The organism is Rhodococcus sp. ENV425, from assembly GCF_002887785.1.
GTDB classification, from domain to species: Bacteria; Actinomycetota; Actinomycetes; order Mycobacteriales; family Mycobacteriaceae; genus Rhodococcus; species Rhodococcus aetherivorans.
On the sequence record NZ_PCZU01000090.1, the window covers coordinates 32,546 to 49,257 of the forward strand.

A 16,712-nucleotide genomic window follows, 5' to 3' on the forward strand; every position below is an offset into this window, starting at 1 on the left:
ATGAGTTCCGCTATCGAAGACAACCGCATCATCGAATTCGCCCGTCGCGGGCTGCCGTACGGGGGCGGAAGTCCCGGCGACCTTCTGGTCGAATTCGGTATGACCCCAGCCGATTATCTGATCCGGTTGGGTGAGATCCTCGACAGCCCTGTCGCCTTACGACTGCACCCCCGGCTACGTGCGGACCTGCGCAACTTCGTCGCTGCGCGCACCCCTGCGCCGCGCGCCGCGCCGAATCGGAGCGACCAGGTTCGGAGAGGATCCCGGTCCGCCGCGGTGTGAGCCCCGGGAGCAGGGCACGCGTGCCCCCAGATTCGTCGACACGGAGGCGGCGGGGTTCGGAGCGAGATGTTCGCAGGCGGAATGTCACCTGATCACACGGACTTCGACACCGTCCGCGAACCGGTACGGCTGGGGCGTCAGCACAGGGCCGAGGCTCTTGCGCAGCCGGGAGACCTCGGCGCGGACGGCAACGATGTGGTCCCGGTCGCCGAACAGGGCCTCGCTCAACGACGCGGCATCGATACCGGCCGATCGGGTACGTGCCAATACCCTCAGAATCTGCGCGTGCCGCGGTGACAGGGCACGCGTCCATTCCATCTCCCCCCGCACCGTCGCCCGAGGGGCCGCCCCCAGGTCGAGTTCGAGTTCGATGGCCGTCCGTTCCGCGCGGCGGCGCACCAACCATGCGTCACCGAGCGGTTCGGGTACGCAAAGTCCGAGACCGGGCACGAGCAGTGGTCGGTCGGCCTCCGGTGATGCCAGTCGTTCGGGAACGCCGATGCCGCTGGCTGCCACGACCCAGCCGTGACCGTCCACGACGACAGCAGGCCCGCACGTCCTTGCGAGCACCGGCGCCGCGTCAGTACGGAGCCTGTCGAGGTGGGCGGCATGCTCGCGCCAGAGCATCGACTCAGCCAACCGCACAGCCGTCTGCACGAGGGCCACGGTGGCCGGATGCACCGACATCGCCGACCCGCTGAGATCCAGTACGCCGAGTACCTCGCCGGAGCGTGGATCGTGGACCGGTGACCCCGTACACGACCAGCCGTAGTGGGACCGCGCATAGTGTTCGGCCGAGAAGAGCTGTACCGGAGCGTCCTCGACCAGCGACGTGCCGACAGAATTGGTGCCTACCGACTTCTCCGACCAGCGGGCGCCTTCCACGAATCCGAGGACGTCAGCTTCCCTCTGCACGTCGCGTGCACCCTCTCGCCACAGCACCACCCCGTCCGAGTCGGCGACGACCACGATGAAGTTCGCGTCGCTCGCCACCTCGGTCAAGGCGCCGCGTAGCTCGGGCAGAACCGACGTCAGGGCACTTCGTGCACGGCGAGCTTCGAGTTCGGAGACGTCCGCGAGTACGACGTCCTCACACCGGGCGGGACTGACACCGTCTGCCCGAAGACGCGACCACGACCGGGCGACAACGTCACGCGGAGGCACCGGCGGCGTCCGACCGGACATCACCGCGTCGTGGACGTCGCTCAACAATCGGGCGCGTCGCGACAAGTCTTCACCGGAACCGAAAGCGAGCAACCGTTGGCGCGCCGAACTGGCCCTACTCACACCGTTCAGCCTACCGTCAGGAGTGTGAGCCGCACCATGGCCCCTGCCGTCTGCGGCCATCACGAACGCGGAAGTCGTCGACGATCTCACGCACTCGTCGAGGAGTGGTTCGTTGCCGGCGCCTGCGACGGATTCAACCTGATGTGTCCGGCGTATCCGGATTCGCTGGACGACTTCGTCGACCTCGTCGTCCCGGAACTGCAGCGCCGCAGCCTGTTTCGCGCCACGTACCCGGGTACCACGTTGCGCGACAGTCTGGGACTGTGGTCCTTCGCGTAAAGGCGCTCGGGTGATGGCGCCGCTCGGGTAGTGGACAGCGGGTTATGGGTCCTGCTCGTCGAGCACCCGCCCGATGAAGCCACCGAGTCGAGTCTCGAGGTGGCGGATCCGAGTCTCGGTGGGCAGTGCTCGATCGGGCTGATTGCCAGGCAGTGGCAGCAGCTCTCGCACATACAGTGAGCACGCGAAGTTGCTGCACATGTAGGTTCCGACGCTGTTTCCGGCCTTGCCGCCGGCGCCGGCCTTGCGTGCCGTGAACAGCGCCGTTCCGCCGATGCGGTGAACGGCGTGGCAGATGGTGCACATCGTGCTGCGCGGCCGGGAGCTGTCGGTCTCGGCCTGTCGCAACTCGATTCCGACCACCTGCCCGGCGTGCTGGGCAATCAGATACGCGCGAAGCGGGGCTCGGGGGTCCGTCCAGCCGAAGAAGTCGAGTTCCGCCCAGCGCACGGTGTCGAAGTCGGGCGGGAACGTCACCGTCCTGATCTTGCTGCGCGAGCTGTTGACGAACGATCCGAGGACGTCGTCGCGGGACGGTGCCTGCATCACCACTATTCCTTCCACGTTTGATTCATGAAACAAGTGGAGTATAAACTCGCGGGCATGGGTCGCCACAAGGATGTCGAGCGTCGGCGCGCGCTCCTCGAGGGCTGCTGCGCCTACGCCGAGGAGCAGGGGCTGTTCGGTCTCACCCTCCGCCCGCTGGCCGATCGGCTCGAAACGTCGACCCGAAATCTCCTCCACCACTTCGGCAGTCGTGAGAACCTGATCGTCGAGATCGTCGACCGCACCCTGGTGACCCATCTGACCGCGTCGCGGGATCTGCTCCTGCGGATCCGCGATCTCTCGGCCGACGAGTCGTCGCCGTCGGCGACCGCCGCCCACGTGACCGCCGTGATCTCGCAGGGGCTCGAGATGGCGTGGGCGGAAGCGCACACGCCGGATGGGCGCCGGCGAACCGCCATGTTCTTGGAGATCTATGCCGCGGCGACGCGGGATCCCGAGCTGCAGCAGACATTCCTCGTCCCGGTGGTGACGGAATGGGTCGACCCCATGGCCGCGGCGATCGAGGCCGCGGGCGCGTCACCGGGCGCGGCCCGGTCCGTCGCCTCGCGCATCCTCGCGGCCCATCGAGGTCTTCTCCTCGAGGATCTCGCGCTCGGCTGCAACGTCGCCACCGATGCCGCGCATCGGGACGCCGTCCTGGCGGTCCGTACCGAGATCTCCCGTGCGACTTCCTCGGGCGGGGAAGGGGTCCATGACCGGGCGGAGTGAGCAGCCCGCCAGTCGTTCGTCGCGATCTCGTTCGCACCGCTGTTCCGGGCTTTCCCGGCGTCGCCGGGGTCGCCGGCCGGCCTGGTATCGAGCCCCGGCTCGATCGGCTGACCGGCACGAGCTGCCGGACCTTTCCTGGGCAACTGTTCTCACCAGGCTTGCAATCTTCGACACACCGGTCTTGCTAACGATAACGATTATCAGTAGCTTCTGTGGCGCTGGGTACTGCGGGAGATGCGAGCGGAAGGCCACGTGTGGCACACCTACTGCTGGTGGAGAGCTGGGTCGGCGCAATGGGAACGTTGCTGCCGAGAGCGATTGCCGACCTGGGAGTCGAGTTCACGTTCCTGACCCGACGGCCGGAGCACTACCCGGACACCCTGCCGGACGGTTCCCCGCATCCGCTGCGTCTCGGTCGCGCGGTAGCGACTGCCGAGACCAACGATCCGGCTGCCGCACTCGAGGCGGCGCGGCGGATCGATGCCGAGGCAAGGATCGACGGCGTCCTCACCAGCTGCGACTACTACCTGCCGACCGCCGCGCGAATTGCCTCCGCACTCGGACTTCCCGGTCCGACACCCGAGGCGATCGAGACCGCCTGCGACAAGGCGCGCACCCGGGCGGTGTTGGATTGCGTCGGTGTCCCGGGGCCGCGGCACACCACCGCGTCGGTCGACGACACGATCCGGCTCCGTACCGCGGCCGAGTCGGTGGGATTCCCCTTGGTGGTCAAACCCACCGATCTGTGTGCGGGAATGTTCGTGCGACGCGCGGACAGTTGGCTGGATGTCGAGTCGGCGGTGCACGCGCTGCGGGGGTTCGAGATCAATGCGCGCGGGCAGCGGCGGAACTCGACGGTGTTGCTCGAGGAGTTCCTCACCGGCCCGGAATTCAGTGTGGAGAGCTGGATTTCGCGCGGCAAGGTCCACACGGTCGGCGTGACCGACAAGAGCTTGGGTGGGGCGTCGGGTTTCGTGGAGACCGGGCACATGTTCCCGGCCGACCTGGCTGAGGGGGACCGCGCGAGAGTGGTGGCCGCCGCGGAGGAGGCGATCGATGCGGTGGGTCTCGATCACGGTGTGGTGCACACCGAACTACGCCTGACCGCCGCCGGGCCGCGGATCATCGAGATCAATCCACGGCCGGCCGGCAATCAGATCACCGAGCTGATCCGGCATGTGAGCGGAGTCGACCTGCCGCGGGTGGCGGTCGAGCTCGCACTGGGACGCGAGCCGATCGTCCCGACGGTCCCGGACGAGGACCGTGACGGCGGACGGCCCTCGAGCGCAGCCGTGAGCATGCTGGTGCCGACGAGGGCGGGTGTTGTCACCGGAATCGAGGGAGTGGACACCGTCGCAGCCGATCCGTCGGTGGTCTCGGCGGCGTTCAAGGGGCCCGGTCACCGAACCACGCCGGGAATGGACAACAACAGCTACCTGGGCAGCGTCGTCGTCATCTCGCCGGAGCGGTCCGGGGCCCGCCCGCTGGCGGAGCGCCTGTTGTCGTCGATCTCCGCCACATACGGCGAGGAGCCGGCGTCATGACCGCCGCCTCAGCGATCGGTACCGTGACGAACGGTCGCCTGGCTGCGCTTCTCGAGCGCTACCGCACCGACCCTGCCCGGCGTCCCGCGCGCGACGTGGTGGTGTCGGTTGCGTTCACCACGTCACAGGGAGTACGGCACGGCGGGCGCAGTGGCGGCTACCGCAACCAGGTGATCTCGCTGCGGGTGGGGGCTGCGACGGGCTCGTGCGCGGTCGAGCCGGGCTCGGTGGATCCGGAGATCGTGCACGCGTGCGCAGGGGTGGCGGTGGCCGATCTGCTGCACCATGCCGAGATCGCCGTGCAGATCGCCGCACTCGACGCTTACCTGACGCACCAGCGCCCGCACTCGGGTGAGCCCCGCGCAGTGACGGTGCAGCTGGATTCCGGGGATTCGCTGCAGCGCTCGCTGGCCCGGGCGCATCACGTGACCGGGCTGGTCGACGCACCACCCGACGGGCGGGTGCTGGTGATCGGAGTGGTCAACTCGCTGCTCGTCAGCTTGCGCGAGCGCGGGCTGCGGTACGTGCCGTGTGATCTGAAGGGCGGCACCACCGAGTGGGGTGAGCCGATCGTTACCGACTTCGCCGAGCATCTCGACGAGTGTGATGCGGTGCTGGCCAGCGGAATGATGCTGGGCAACGGCACCGTCGACACCTTGTTCGCGCGGGTGGCAGGGTCCGGCCGGCGGCTTCCGGTCACGATGTTCGCCCAGAGTGGCGCCGCGGTCGCCCGGGAGTTGCTCGGACGCGGCATCGACGCACTCTCCGCCGAGCCGTACCCGTTCTTCTGGCTGACCGGGGACGCCGGCCCGATCTACCTGTACCACGGGTCGCGTGCACGATGACCGTGATCGATTCGCCGGCGCGGGTGGGGAACAGCCCACTCGTGCGCATCCTCACCCCGGTGCCGAACCCGCATCCGGGCTACTTCGCGAAGATCGAGTCGCTCGGCTTCGGTGGGCTCAAGGCGCGGTCGGCCCTGTCGATGCTGGCCGGTGCCCGGCGACGCGGGGAACTGCGTGACGGCGCGCGGATCGTCGAATCCACCAGCGGCACTTTGGGGGTCGGGCTGGCATACGTGGCACAGCCACTCGGCCACCCCGTCACCCTGGTGGTGGACTGCGAGCTCGAACCCGCCATGCGCAATCTGCTGTGCGCGCTGGGTGCCACCTTGGAGATCGTGGGCCGTCCGCACCCGGAGGGCGGGTGGCAGCAGGCCAGGCTCGACGTCCTGCACCAAATTCTTGCCGCCGACCCGGATGCGTACTGGCCCAACCAGTACGACAATCCCGACAACGCCGTGGGCTACCACGGGCTCGCCGACGAGATCGTCGCGGGCCTGGCCGCACAGGGTATCGAGCGGGCCGAGGTGCTTGTGTGCAGTGTGGGCACCGGCGGCCACAGCAGCGGAGTGGGTCTGCGGTTGCGGCAGGTGTGGCCGGACCTGCGGATCATCGGGGTCGATGCGGTGGGGTCGACGATCTTCGGACAGCCTGCCGCCTGCCGGGTCATGCGGGGACTGGGCAGCAGCGTGCATCCGGGCAATGTGCGATACGAGATGTTCGACGAGGTGCACTGGGTCGGCCCGCGCGAGGCCGTGCACGCCTGCCGCAGCCTGGCGCGGGACGGGTTCCACACCGGCGGCTGGTCGACGGGTGCGGTGGCCACGGTGGCCGGGTGGGCGGCCACCCGCTGGCCGGGCCCGGTGGTCACCGTCTTTCCGGACGGCCCCGACCGCTACCTGCGCACCATCTTCGACGACGACTGGTGCGCTCGGCACGGCCTGCTCGCTCCGCCGCGAACACATCCGCACGAGATCGCCGAGTGCGGTGACCCGGCGGAGTGCTGGACGCGGTGCGAATCCGTGCGGGCCCCGCACCCGTCGGCGAGGGACCGGATGGAGACGGCGCGATGAGCCTGACCTGGTCGGTGAGCACCCTCGCCCTGGCCCGGCCGTTCCGGATCAGCCGGGCGGTGATGTCGTCCCGCCAGGCGGTCACGGTCACCGTGACCGATCCCGAAACGGGATCGTGCGGCCGCGGCGAGGTCGTCACCTCCGTGTTCGCGGGCCTGGACGTGCACCACATCGAGACCCAGCTGCGGGCAGTCGCGGCGTACTGCGGTGCCCGAGGGATCCCCGAAACGATTCCGGCACAGGTGCACCCGGCGGTTGCCGGCGCCGTGTGGTCCGCCGTCGCCGACTACCGGGCACGTGTGAACAGGCAGACGGTCGCTGCGCACCTCGGGTTGCCGCTGCCCGCCGAGATCCCGATCTCCCGCACCCTCGGAATCGGTGCGCCCCAGGACATGGCCGCCGAGGCCGCCGAGTTGTCCGGGTGTGGGTTCGCTCTGCTGAAGGTCAAGACCGACGCCGACCCGACCGAATCGGTACGGCGGCTGGCCGCCATCGCCGCTGCCGCTCCAGGCGTGGATCTGATCGTCGACCCGAACGAAGCGTGGACCGCGGCCACCGCCCTGTCGGTGCTCGCCGACAGCGGTGGTCTGCCGATCGTCGCGCTCGAACAACCGCTGCCGGTGCACGACCGCGACGGAATGCGGGAGCTGCGCAGCCGCACCGATCTTCCGCTCGTCGCGGACGAGGCCGTCCACGGCCTGGCGGACCTGGACGAGCTGACCGGCCTCGCGGACGTGGTGAACATCAAACTCGCCAAGTGCGGCGGCATCTACCGCGCCCACGCACTGGCCGCGGCGGCCGGCGCGCGCGGAATGGAGGTGATGCTCGGCTGCCTGGTGTGCAGCTCGCTGGGTATCGCCCCCGCGGCGCAGCTGGCGTCCCTGGCCCGATGGTGCGACCTGGACGGGCACCTGCTGCTCGCCCGAGACCCGTGGGCCGGCCTCGGGGGTGAAGACGGAAAGCTGCGCCCGAGCGGCCTGCCCGGACTCGGCGTGTACCGACCCGACAACGAGGAAACGCGATGACCGCCAACGACTCCCCGGCAGGGACATTCGCTCTGCTGCGCAGCTTCCCCCGCTCGGTACAACTGCTGGTGCTCAACCAGTACGGCGTCAACACCGGTTTCTACATGCTGGTGCCGTACCTGTCCATGCATCTGACCGGGAACCTGGGTCTGTCCCTGACGATCACCGGCCTGGTCCTCGGGGTGCGTACCCTCAGCCAGCAGGGCTTGTTCCTGATCGGGGGCACCGCTGCCGACCGGCTCGGACCCCATCGGGTCATCATCGCCGGCTGTGCCCTGCGGTCGGTGGGCTTCGCAGTGTTCGCTGTGGGCACCAGCGTGCCGCTGCTGCTTCTCGCCTCAGTTCTGTCGGGATTGGCTGGGGCTCTGTTCAATCCGGCCGTGCGCTCCTACATCGCGGTCGCCGAACCCCGGCGCCGGGCGGAGGCATTCGCGGTCTTCAACGTCTTCGCACAGGCGGGGGCACTGTCCGGACCGCTGATCGGCAGCGCGCTGCTGACGGTGGACTTCCGTACCGTCGCCGTCGCCGCGGCGGCCGTCTTCGCTGCCCTCACCCTGGCGCAGTTGCGGTTTCTGCCCTCCCACCCGGTGGACCGCGCCGAGACGACGGTGCTCCGCGGCTGGGGTGCGGTGCTGGCCGACCGCCGGTTCGTGCTGTTCACCGTGACCATGCTCGGGATGTTCGCCCTGCAGACGCAGATGTACCTGGTGTATCCGGTGCTGGCCGGGCGGATCACCGACTGGAGTGGGGCAGTGGCGGTGCTGTTCCTGTCCACCACAGTCTTCGGTCTGCTCGCCCAGGTGCGGCTGACCCGATGGTTCGATCGCCACACCAGCCGGGGCACGGCCATCACGGCGGGGCTGATGTTGATGGGCGCCGCGTTCGTGGTGGCACTGCCGGTCCTGTGGGGCGAACCCTCCCACGGCGCGGGACGGATCGGGCTGACGCTGGCGCCGTTGTTGCTTTCCGCCCTGATCCTCGAAGCGGGCATCCTGATCGCGCAGCCGTTCGTGATGGAACTGATCCCGGCATACGGGGCGTCGAACATCTCCGGAACTCTGTTCGGGATGTTCTACCTGGTCTCCGGGGTGGCCGCCGCCGCCGGCAATGCGTTGATCGGGTACGGCCTCGACCTGGGCAACGGGTGGCCCGGTGCGCTGGTGTGCGTCGCCCTTGCGTGGGGTTCGGCCACCGGGATCTGGCTGTTGCACCGCCGCGGCCTGCTCGCCGACCAGGCCGGAGCGCGGACATGACCACGGCTGCAGGGGCTCGGAACCTGTTGACGGACAACCCCGCTCTGTACGAGGCACGATTCCCCGACCCCGACCACAGTGCCGCCCGGTTGGTCGACGACATTCTCGCGACCTGCCTGACCTCCGACGACGCGGCGCCGCGGACACACCCGGCGACGGTGCTGGACCTGGGCTGCGGCACCGGCCGCGACCTGGGATACCTGGCCCGGCGGGGATACCGTTGCCTGGGCATCGACCAATCCCCGGCGATGGTGCGATACGCGCAACAACAGTATCCCGGCGTGAGAGCCGCGGTCGGCGACCTGCGCACCTTCGAGGTCGACGCGAGCGTCGACGCCATCGTCTGCCTCGACAGTGCCCTGCTGTACTGCCACACCGACGCCGAGCTGGAATCGTGCCTGCGCTGCTGCCGCAGGCACCTACGTCCCGATGGGTTGCTGATCGCCGAAATGCGCAACGGCGCCTTCTTCCTCGGCAACCCCGAACTCCTCGACGGCCCCACCCACTCGGCCTTCTCCTGGCACGGTCACACCTGGCGGGCGGAGACCACCCTGTGGATCGACCACGCCGCACAGCTGCTACGCCGCCGCCGGCAGTGGCAGATCCCCGAGTGCACCGAGCCCCTCGTCCAAACCTCGGCGTGGCGGCTGCTGTTTCCGCTGGAGCTGACCGGCCACCTGCAGCGCGCCGGATTCGTGGTTCGGGCACTGTTCGACACGCCCGGACCCCGCACCGAGACCGGCTGGCCGGGACGAGGAACCGATCTCGGCGGCACTGCTCTCTGCGGCGACCGGCTGCACGTGATCGCCGAGGCCGTCTGATTCACCCCCACGCTCCACCCCGACCCGCTCGATCCACTGCCCGAGGAGATACCCCGATGAATCCGATTCCCCTGCCACCGCTTCCGCACCTGAGCCGGCGCTCGTTCCTCGGACTCGGCGCCGCCGCCGGCGCCGTACTGCTCGGCGCATGCAGCACGAGCGGCGAGACCGCCCCCGCGGCCACCGCCGCGCCCCGGGACGGCGGCCGACTGCGAGCGGTGTTCGCCGGCGGCGGCGCACAGGAGGTGTTGGACCCGCACAAGACCAACCTGTACGCCGACGTCGCCCGCGCGAACGCGCTCTACGACAAGCTCGTCGAATACGGCGACGACCTCGGTCCGGTACCGCGGCTCGCCACCGCCTGGCATCCGAACGCCGACGCGACCACCTGGACGGTGGAGCTGCGCCCGGCGGTCTTCCACGACGGCCGGCCGGTGCGCGCCGCCGACGTGCTGTACTCCTACCAGCGGATCCTGGACCCGACGAACGCACTGCGCCCGCGGGCCTCTCTCGAGGTGATCGACATCGCGCGCTCCCGAGCTCTCGACGACCACATGATCGAATTCGTCTGCGCCCGCCCGTGCGGGGAACTGGCGAACGTGCTGGCCGCGTTCGGCGCCTACATCATCCCGGAGGGCACCACCGACTTCAGCCGTCCGATCGGCTCCGGGCCGTTCACGTTCGTCTCGTTCGAACCGGGTCGCTCGCTCGTCACCGCGCGATTCCCCGACTACTGGGACGGCGCCCCTCACGTGGACGAACTCGAGATCCTCACCGCTCCGGACGAGACCGCACGGATCAACGCCCTGCTCGGGGGGCAGGTCGACTACGCCGACGACCTCGGTGTCACCTCGGCGCGCACCTACGAAACCGATGCCCGGATGCAGATCCTGCGGTCCCCGCGCAGCGCGATGTCGGCGTTCGCGATGAAGGTGGACCGGCCACCCTTCGACAACGTGGATCTGCGGCGGGCGATGTTCGCCCTCGTCGATCGCGACGAGCTGGTCACCACCGTGCTGGGGAGCACCGGTGTGGTCGGCAACGACCTGTTCGGCAAGGACTTCAAGTACTACGCCGCCGACCTGCCGCAGCGCACCATGGACCTGGACGAGGCCGAGGCCCTGATCCGCAAGGCCGGCGCCCGGAACACCACCATCGAACTGCAGACCACCGGCGCCACCAATGGATTCGTCGAGGCCGCGAACATCCTCGCCGAACAGGCCGGTCGCGCCGGACTGCGCATCGACGTCAAGGTGACGGAGGGATCGACCTATTGGACACACACCCTCGACGAGGGTGTGTTGTCGAGTTTCCGTTCCGGGGCCATGCCCATCGAAACCCACTTCGCGCAGCGGATGCTGTCGACCTCGGCGAAGAACTACACCCAGTGGCGCCGCCCCGAGTTCGACGCATTGTTCGCCACCGCCAGCGAAACCACCGACGAGAACATCCGGGCCCGCGCATATCAGCAGATGCAGTCGCAGCTCCACAGCGAGGGAGGTCTGCTGGTGTGGGGCTTCTCCGACGGCCTGCACGGGATGGCGCCGCACCTGGCGGGGATGGCCGAGAACGCGCCCAGCAACACCCTCGGGTACGCCCGCTTCGACAGGGCCTGGCTTTCGTGATGCTCGCCCGCTACGCCGGTACCCGCCTCACGGTGGGACTGGCCCAGGTGCTGGGCGTACTCGTCGTCGTCTTCTCGATCGCCTCCGCGCTGCCGGGGGACGCTGCGGTGGTGATCGCGGGCGATGACGCAGATCCGAGGCGGATTGCGCAGCTACGCGAGCTCCTCGGGCTGGACCGGCCGCTGTCCGTGCAGTTCGGGGACTGGCTGACCGGTCTGCTCGGCGGCGACCTGGGCACCTCCGTGGTATCCGGTCGCCCGGTCACCGCGATGCTGGGCTCGGCGCTGGCGCCGACGCTGACCCTCGCCGCTCTGGCGTTCGTGGTGCTCGTCCCGCTGGCACTGCTCCTCGGAGTGGTCGCCGCGGTGCGCCGCGGCCACCGGATCGACCGGGCCGTCACCGCCCTGACCGTAGCGTTCTACGCGGCACCGGAATTCGCGTTGGCGATCGTGCTGGCGGCAGTGTTCGCGGTCGGGCTGGGATGGTTCGCGCCCACCGCGGTCGGCGCCGGCGGTCCGTTGCTGATGCAACCGGAGCTGTGGGTGCTGCCCGTACTGGTGCTGGTGATCCGCCCGGTGTGCTCGCTGTCGCGGTTGGTGCGCTCGTCGCTGATTACCACCCTCGACACCGAATACATCCGGCACACCCGTCGCCTCGGTGTGCCCGTGCGCCGGGTGATCTGGCGGCATGCCCTGCCGGGCTCGCTCACCCCGGCGGCACAGCATCTCGCGCGGGTCGCCGATTGGCTGCTCGGCGGGGTCGTGGTCGTCGAGGCGGTGTTCGCGCTCGGCGGTCTCGGGCAGTTGCTGGTCAGCGCGGTCAGCAGCCGCGACATTCCGCTGTTGATGGGATTGGTGACGGTGTTCGCGGTGATCACGGTGGCGGTGAACACGGTCGCGGACATCGCGGCGTTCCAGCTCAACCCCACGGCCGGACTGGCATCGTGACCGGCTCCACGCTTCTCGAGCGTGCGGGTGGGCGGTCCCGGGTGCGCATCGGGGCTGCCCTGACCGCGGTCCCGCTCGCGGTCGCGCTGCTGGGGCCCCTGTTCACCGAACCCGGTGCCCGTGGCCCGGCGTTCACCTACGGGGACCAGTGGCTCGTGGGAACCGACTCCGAGGGGCGCGACCTGCTCACGCAGGTCCTGCTCGGGGGGCGCTCGCTGGTGCTGGTGGCCGCGGCATCCGTGGCCCTGACCTACCTGCTCGCCGTGCCGTGGGGGGCAGCTGCCGCGACCGCTCGGGTACGGATCGTCGACGAGATGCTGATGCGCCCCCTGGACCTGCTGCTGTCGCTGCCGTCGATCATGGTGCTGCTGCTGGCCGTTGCGCTCACCGACGCCGACCTGGTCGTTCTGACAGTCACCGTGGCGGTGCTGCTGTTCCCGGATGTGGCGCGTCTGGTGCGGGCATCGGCGCTGCACGCCGCGCACACCCCGGCCATGGAGGCGCTGCTGCTGCAACACGAAACCTGGTGGCGCCGGCACCTCGGCTATCTGGGACGATCGCTGCTCCCGGTCCTCGCGGCAGACGCAGGACTGCGGTTCGTCGGGGCGATCTACCTGGTTGCCTCGGCCAGCTTCCTGGGGGTGAGCGCGGACTCCGCCGGCACCGACTGGGCCGTGATGATCGACCGCAACCGCGCGGGCCTCGCCCTGGTCCCGTGGGGTGTCGTCCTGCCCGCGGCCCTGATCATCGCCTTGGCGATGGGTGTGAATCTGCTGTTCGACTCCGGCGCTCGCGCGGTAACACGCGAGGTGTCGACGAGGAAGTGGCGATGACCGAGGTAATCCCGGCGGCCCCGGCCGCCGCTGTGCCCAGCGGCACCATCCGAGTGCGCGGTCTGACCGCACGGACACGGGATCGGCTCCTGGTCGAAGGCGTCGACCTGGACATTCCCGCCGGGGTGGTCACCGCGCTCGTCGGGGCCTCCGGGAGCGGCAAGACCACTACCGCGCTGGCCTTGATGGGCGAGCGCCGCCCGGGGGTCGAAGTGACCACGACCGCCCTGGACACGGGCGGGGCACGGTTCGGGTATGTGCCCCAGCACCCCTCCTCGGCGCTGAACCCGGCCCTGCGGATCGGTACCGTGCTCGACGACATCGCTCGTGCCGGCCGACGGCACGGGCATCCGGTGACCGTGGCCGACGCACTCGAACGTGCAGGATTCGCCGATGATCCGGGCATGCTGCGCCGTTACCCGCATCAACTGTCGGGCGGACAGCAACAACGACTGGTCATCGCCCAGGCTCTGCTGACCGACCCGACATGCCTGATCCTCGACGAACCCACTACCGGGCAGGACCCGGCTCGTCGCACGGCGGTCCTCGACGAGATCACCCGACTTGCCCGGCAGGGCCTGACGATCGTGCTCGTCACCCACGACCTGGACGCGGTCCGCGCGGTCGCCCAGCGTGTGATCGTCATGGGCGGCGGCCGGGTGTTCGAGACCGGTGACGCCGCGATCCTGCCGGTCGCCGCCCCGCGGATCCCGCAGACACGCGCCGACAGCGCTGATTGCCGCCCGACCCGGGCCGACGCCCGGTTGATCCTGGACGCCGTCTCGGCGGGGTACCGCAACACCGAAGTTCTGCAGCGTTACTCGCTCTCGTTGCAGCCGGGCGAATGTCTGGCACTTCACGGCCCCTCGGGTTGCGGTAAGACCACCGCGGCTCGGGTCGTCGCGGGCTTGCACCCACCCACGGCCGGGCGGGTTCTTCTCGACGGCCACCCGTTGGCCGCATCGGTACGGCGACGGACCCGGCACCAAGCGGCGGCGATCGGGTACGTCTTCCAGGACGCCAAGGCGGCCTTCGACCCGTACCGCAGCGTGTGGGATCAGATCCTGCGCGGTCCGACACGCCTGCGCGGTGCCACCGGCCCGGAAGCGGCCGCGGCGGCCCGCCGCGCGCTCGACCAAGTGGGTCTGGCCGAACGGATCACCCGACAGCATCCCTCCGCACTTTCCGGCGGCGAGGCCCAGCGCGCCGCCCTCGCCCGTGTCCTGGCGGTCGAGCCGTCGCTGCTCATCTGCGACGAAGTCACCACGGGACTCGACCCCGCATCCCGACAGCGGGTGCTCGACATCTTGTCCGATCTCGTACGAACACAACGCATATCCCTGCTGATGATCAGCCACGACGGCGCCGTGGTGGACGCGGTCGCCGACCGGATCGTCGACATGACGCTCCCGGCCACGAACGGGGAACCGCCGTGAGCGCGCATCGCCGCGTCCGTCGCCGAGGAAACCCGACTGTATCCGCACCGAGCCCGAACCGGACAAATCACTCGCGTTCGGGGAGTCGGTTGTGTCAGTCTCTCGGACATGACCGTGCACGACGCCCTCACCATCCGTACCGCCACCGACGACGACTGGCCGGCCCTGGAGCTGCTCGACTCGGTGGCGTTCGGGTATCACCCCATCGATGCCGATCGGACGCTGCTTCGTCCGATGTTCCGCACGGAGAACATCGTGGTGGCGACCGAGCGGGGGGCGCCGATCGGTCAGGCGCTGTATCTGGACATGGAGCTCACCGTGCCCGGCGGGCACCAGGTCCCGGCATGTGGTGTCAGCTGGGTTTCGGTCGCTCCCACGCACCGTCGCCGCGGCGTGCTGCGGTCGATGTTCACCGAACTGCACCGCCGGATGGAGGCGACCGGGGCACCGCTGGCCGCCTTGACCGCCAGCGACGCCGGCATCTACGGGCGCTTCGGATACGGTCCGGCCACCGTCGCCACCGAGGTCACCGTCGATCGGCGCTTCGCTCGCTTCCGCCAGGACGCCCCCGATCCCGGCGGGGTGGTCCTTGCCGACGCTGTGACGGCGGCCAACCAGTTGCCGGAACTCTACGACCGGTGGCGGTTGCGCACGCCGGGAGCGCAGGCACGTCCGAAAGCCGAGTGGGACTACACCTTTGCCGATCCCGAAGAGCGCCGCGACGGCGCCTCGGCGCTGTTCTTCCTGGTTCATCCCGACGGGTACGCGACCTTCCGCCGCAAGGGATCCGACGCCGAGCCGGTCGCGGTGGTCGAGGAGTTGGTCGCGATCACCGACGACGCTCACGCCGCGCTGTGGCGCACCCTGTGCGGACTGGACCTGACCCACCGCATCGAAACCGTCCAGCATCCCGACGATCCGCTGCGCCTGCTGCTGACCGACTACCGCCTGCCGCGCACCACCTCCCGGGTGGACGAGTTGTGGCTGCGGATCATGGACGTGCCGGCCGCGTTGACCGCCCGCGACTATGCCGCCGATCTGGACACCGTGCTGACGGTCCGAGATCCGTTCCGCAGCGCCGGGGGCACTTTCGCGTTGACGGTACGCAACGGCCGGGCCCGGTGTGTCCGCACCGACTCGGCGCCGGTGATCACGCTGGATCTGGACGCGCTATCCGCGTTGTATCTCGGCGCGCACAGGGCCCGCACATTTGCTGCCGCCGGCGGGGTGGAGGCGCGCAGCGCCGGTGACATCGACGACCTGGACCGCGCATTCGACGTCGCCCGCCCCGCAATGTTGGGCTGGCACTTCTGAATCGAGCGCTGACCTGTGTCTTATCGGCACAGTGCGGGGCTCTCATGATTTGGTCGGATTTCTCGAGTTGTGACCTTCAGCAGTCGGCGGGCCGGGAGGGCGCCGCTCAGACACCCGAGTTAGGGGTCAGGGCTCGGCCGGGGGCACGACCTGCTGACCCGGGTGTAGGCGTGCCTGCAGCTCGATCCCGCCGCCGGTCGGTGCCGGCGGCAGCGCACCGTCCACACCACCAGCACCCACAGTGCCGCCCGGGGCGTGCCGAGCCTGGAGCCGATGACGTCGACGGTGGCTGTCGATGCCACGGTCAGTCACCCCAGCACGATCACCGAGGTTACCGCCGCGAGCCCGCCACACCTCCGGACTGCGCGGACCGGCGACGCGTCAGCTCGGCGACGTCGATTCGACGACGTGTTCAGGTCAATCGGCGACCAGTCGCGCCGACCCGTAGCGTCCTGCGCCGTGCTCTCGTTGTCGACGGATCACGTAGCAGCCCGGAGCGATACCCGTCGCCCCGTGCTCGGGGTGAAGAAGATACGCCGTCCCGGTGGTCTCGACGATGCCCAGAGCGAGACCCATGGTGTCCCGGACGGGGGTCGTCCACGTGCAGGTGCCCTCGTCGGCGACGAGGGAATGCGGGTTGCCGCCGGCGGCGCTCCGCAGCAACTCCACTCCCGATCGTGGCACCCGGATGGAGCGCGCCCACGATGTGCGTTCGACGGCGGCACCGACCACCGGGTAAGGGATGACGATCAGATCACCTTGAGCCTGGAGACCACCGGTCACCGGGACGGTGACCTCCCGGTCCAGGTTGTCGAGGACGTCCAGCCCGCTGAGGGCCGTGAGGTCGGACAGTGTGAGTTCGGAATGCATGGGATC

Annotated in this window: 16 protein-coding genes and 1 pseudogene; 14 read left to right on the top strand and 3 right to left on the bottom strand. The window is 69.4% G+C overall.

The window, feature by feature from the left end:
- Positions 1 to 282: a DUF3263 domain-containing protein gene (locus CQZ88_RS07365; RefSeq protein WP_006944226.1), complete on the top strand. Its 282-nt coding sequence runs from the start codon at positions 1 to 3 to the stop codon at positions 280 to 282.
- 84 nt (positions 283 to 366) lie between these two features.
- Here CQZ88_RS07365 and CQZ88_RS07370 read toward each other — a convergent pair whose 3' ends face one another.
- Positions 367 to 1,494: a GAF domain-containing protein gene (locus CQZ88_RS07370; protein WP_180986965.1), complete on the bottom strand. Its 1,128-nt coding sequence runs from the start codon at positions 1,492 to 1,494 to the stop codon at positions 367 to 369.
- A 171-nt stretch (positions 1,495 to 1,665) separates the two neighbouring features.
- Between CQZ88_RS07370 and CQZ88_RS07375 the strand changes: the two are divergent.
- Positions 1,666 to 1,848: pseudogene (locus CQZ88_RS07375) on the top strand (nitrilotriacetate monooxygenase); the annotation flags it as partial.
- 42 nt (positions 1,849 to 1,890) lie between these two features.
- Here the strand turns inward: CQZ88_RS07375 and CQZ88_RS07380 are convergent.
- Complete coding sequence (locus CQZ88_RS07380) at positions 1,891 to 2,394, bottom strand: FBP domain-containing protein (RefSeq protein ID WP_029545972.1); 504 nt, start codon at positions 2,392 to 2,394, stop codon at positions 1,891 to 1,893.
- Between the two features lie 57 nt (positions 2,395 to 2,451).
- Here CQZ88_RS07380 and CQZ88_RS29490 point away from each other — a divergent pair, with 57 nt between their 5' ends.
- The 12 genes from CQZ88_RS29490 to CQZ88_RS07440 all read left to right on the top strand — a co-directional run bounded on the left by CQZ88_RS29490 (position 2,452) and on the right by CQZ88_RS07440 (position 15,836).
- Complete coding sequence (locus tag CQZ88_RS29490; protein WP_146034266.1) at positions 2,452 to 3,123, top strand: TetR/AcrR family transcriptional regulator; 672 nt, start codon at positions 2,452 to 2,454, stop codon at positions 3,121 to 3,123.
- 254 nt (positions 3,124 to 3,377) lie between these two features.
- Positions 3,378 to 4,667, top strand: a complete 1,290-nt coding sequence (locus CQZ88_RS07390) for an ATP-grasp domain-containing protein (RefSeq protein ID WP_006944236.1) — start codon at positions 3,378 to 3,380, stop codon at positions 4,665 to 4,667.
- Positions 4,664 to 5,512, top strand: coding sequence for a hypothetical protein (locus CQZ88_RS07395; RefSeq protein WP_006944243.1), 849 nt, complete (start codon positions 4,664 to 4,666; stop codon positions 5,510 to 5,512). Before CQZ88_RS07390 ends, CQZ88_RS07395 begins: the two co-directional genes overlap by 4 nt.
- Entirely contained in the window at positions 5,509 to 6,582 is a 1,074-nt protein-coding gene (locus tag CQZ88_RS07400; protein WP_029545965.1) for a PLP-dependent cysteine synthase family protein, read from the top strand. The genes CQZ88_RS07395 and CQZ88_RS07400 overlap by 4 nt, the downstream gene beginning before the upstream one ends.
- On the top strand, positions 6,579 to 7,607 hold the full coding sequence (locus CQZ88_RS07405) for an enolase C-terminal domain-like protein (protein ID WP_029545963.1): 1,029 nt from the start codon (positions 6,579 to 6,581) through the stop codon (positions 7,605 to 7,607). The genes CQZ88_RS07400 and CQZ88_RS07405 overlap by 4 nt, the downstream gene beginning before the upstream one ends.
- Positions 7,604 to 8,860 carry an MFS transporter gene (locus CQZ88_RS07410; RefSeq protein WP_102799503.1) on the top strand — a complete coding sequence of 419 codons (1,257 nt, stop codon included), beginning with the start codon at positions 7,604 to 7,606 and terminating at the stop codon, positions 8,858 to 8,860. Before CQZ88_RS07405 ends, CQZ88_RS07410 begins: the two co-directional genes overlap by 4 nt.
- Positions 8,857 to 9,681 (top strand): trans-aconitate 2-methyltransferase, encoded by an 825-nt coding sequence (locus CQZ88_RS07415; protein ID WP_102799504.1) that lies wholly within the window; start codon positions 8,857 to 8,859, stop codon positions 9,679 to 9,681. The genes CQZ88_RS07410 and CQZ88_RS07415 overlap by 4 nt, the downstream gene beginning before the upstream one ends.
- A gap of 56 nt (positions 9,682 to 9,737) precedes the next feature.
- Complete coding sequence (locus CQZ88_RS07420; RefSeq protein WP_006944259.1) at positions 9,738 to 11,306, top strand: ABC transporter substrate-binding protein; 1,569 nt, start codon at positions 9,738 to 9,740, stop codon at positions 11,304 to 11,306.
- Positions 11,306 to 12,253 (top strand): ABC transporter permease, encoded by a 948-nt coding sequence (locus CQZ88_RS07425; RefSeq protein WP_102799517.1) that lies wholly within the window; start codon positions 11,306 to 11,308, stop codon positions 12,251 to 12,253. The genes CQZ88_RS07420 and CQZ88_RS07425 overlap by 1 nt, the downstream gene beginning before the upstream one ends.
- Positions 12,250 to 13,086 (top strand): ABC transporter permease subunit, encoded by an 837-nt coding sequence (locus tag CQZ88_RS07430; RefSeq protein WP_102799505.1) that lies wholly within the window; start codon positions 12,250 to 12,252, stop codon positions 13,084 to 13,086. Before CQZ88_RS07425 ends, CQZ88_RS07430 begins: the two co-directional genes overlap by 4 nt.
- A complete protein-coding gene (locus CQZ88_RS07435) occupies positions 13,083 to 14,522 on the top strand; it encodes an ABC transporter ATP-binding protein (RefSeq protein ID WP_102799506.1) in 1,440 nt (479 codons plus the stop codon). The genes CQZ88_RS07430 and CQZ88_RS07435 overlap by 4 nt, the downstream gene beginning before the upstream one ends.
- A 108-nt stretch (positions 14,523 to 14,630) precedes the next feature.
- Positions 14,631 to 15,836: an enhanced intracellular survival protein Eis gene (locus CQZ88_RS07440; protein WP_102799507.1), complete on the top strand. Its 1,206-nt coding sequence runs from the start codon at positions 14,631 to 14,633 to the stop codon at positions 15,834 to 15,836.
- 417 nt (positions 15,837 to 16,253) lie between these two features.
- Here CQZ88_RS07440 and CQZ88_RS07445 read toward each other — a convergent pair whose 3' ends face one another.
- A complete protein-coding gene (locus CQZ88_RS07445; protein ID WP_102799508.1) occupies positions 16,254 to 16,706 on the bottom strand; it encodes a hypothetical protein in 453 nt (150 codons plus the stop codon).
- Between the last annotated feature and the right edge of the window lie 6 nt (positions 16,707 to 16,712).

Coding starts and splice junctions, on each gene's coding strand:
- CQZ88_RS07400 (WP_029545965.1), top strand. CDS start 5,509: ATGACCGTGATCGATTCGCCGGCGCGGGTGGGGAACAGCCCACTCGTG.
- CQZ88_RS29490 (WP_146034266.1), top strand. CDS start 2,452: ATGGGTCGCCACAAGGATGTCGAGCGTCGGCGCGCGCTCCTCGAGGGC.
- CQZ88_RS07410 (WP_102799503.1), top strand. CDS start 7,604: ATGACCGCCAACGACTCCCCGGCAGGGACATTCGCTCTGCTGCGCAGC.
- CQZ88_RS07445 (WP_102799508.1), bottom strand. CDS start 16,706: ATGCATTCCGAACTCACACTGTCCGACCTCACGGCCCTCAGCGGGCTG.
- CQZ88_RS07365 (WP_006944226.1), top strand. CDS start 1: ATGAGTTCCGCTATCGAAGACAACCGCATCATCGAATTCGCCCGTCGC.
- CQZ88_RS07380 (WP_029545972.1), bottom strand. CDS start 2,394: ATGCAGGCACCGTCCCGCGACGACGTCCTCGGATCGTTCGTCAACAGC.
- CQZ88_RS07405 (WP_029545963.1), top strand. CDS start 6,579: ATGAGCCTGACCTGGTCGGTGAGCACCCTCGCCCTGGCCCGGCCGTTC.
- CQZ88_RS07420 (WP_006944259.1), top strand. CDS start 9,738: ATGAATCCGATTCCCCTGCCACCGCTTCCGCACCTGAGCCGGCGCTCG.
- CQZ88_RS07425 (WP_102799517.1), top strand. CDS start 11,306: ATGCTCGCCCGCTACGCCGGTACCCGCCTCACGGTGGGACTGGCCCAG.
- CQZ88_RS07415 (WP_102799504.1), top strand. CDS start 8,857: ATGACCACGGCTGCAGGGGCTCGGAACCTGTTGACGGACAACCCCGCT.
- CQZ88_RS07440 (WP_102799507.1), top strand. CDS start 14,631: ATGACCGTGCACGACGCCCTCACCATCCGTACCGCCACCGACGACGAC.
- CQZ88_RS07395 (WP_006944243.1), top strand. CDS start 4,664: ATGACCGCCGCCTCAGCGATCGGTACCGTGACGAACGGTCGCCTGGCT.
- CQZ88_RS07435 (WP_102799506.1), top strand. CDS start 13,083: ATGACCGAGGTAATCCCGGCGGCCCCGGCCGCCGCTGTGCCCAGCGGC.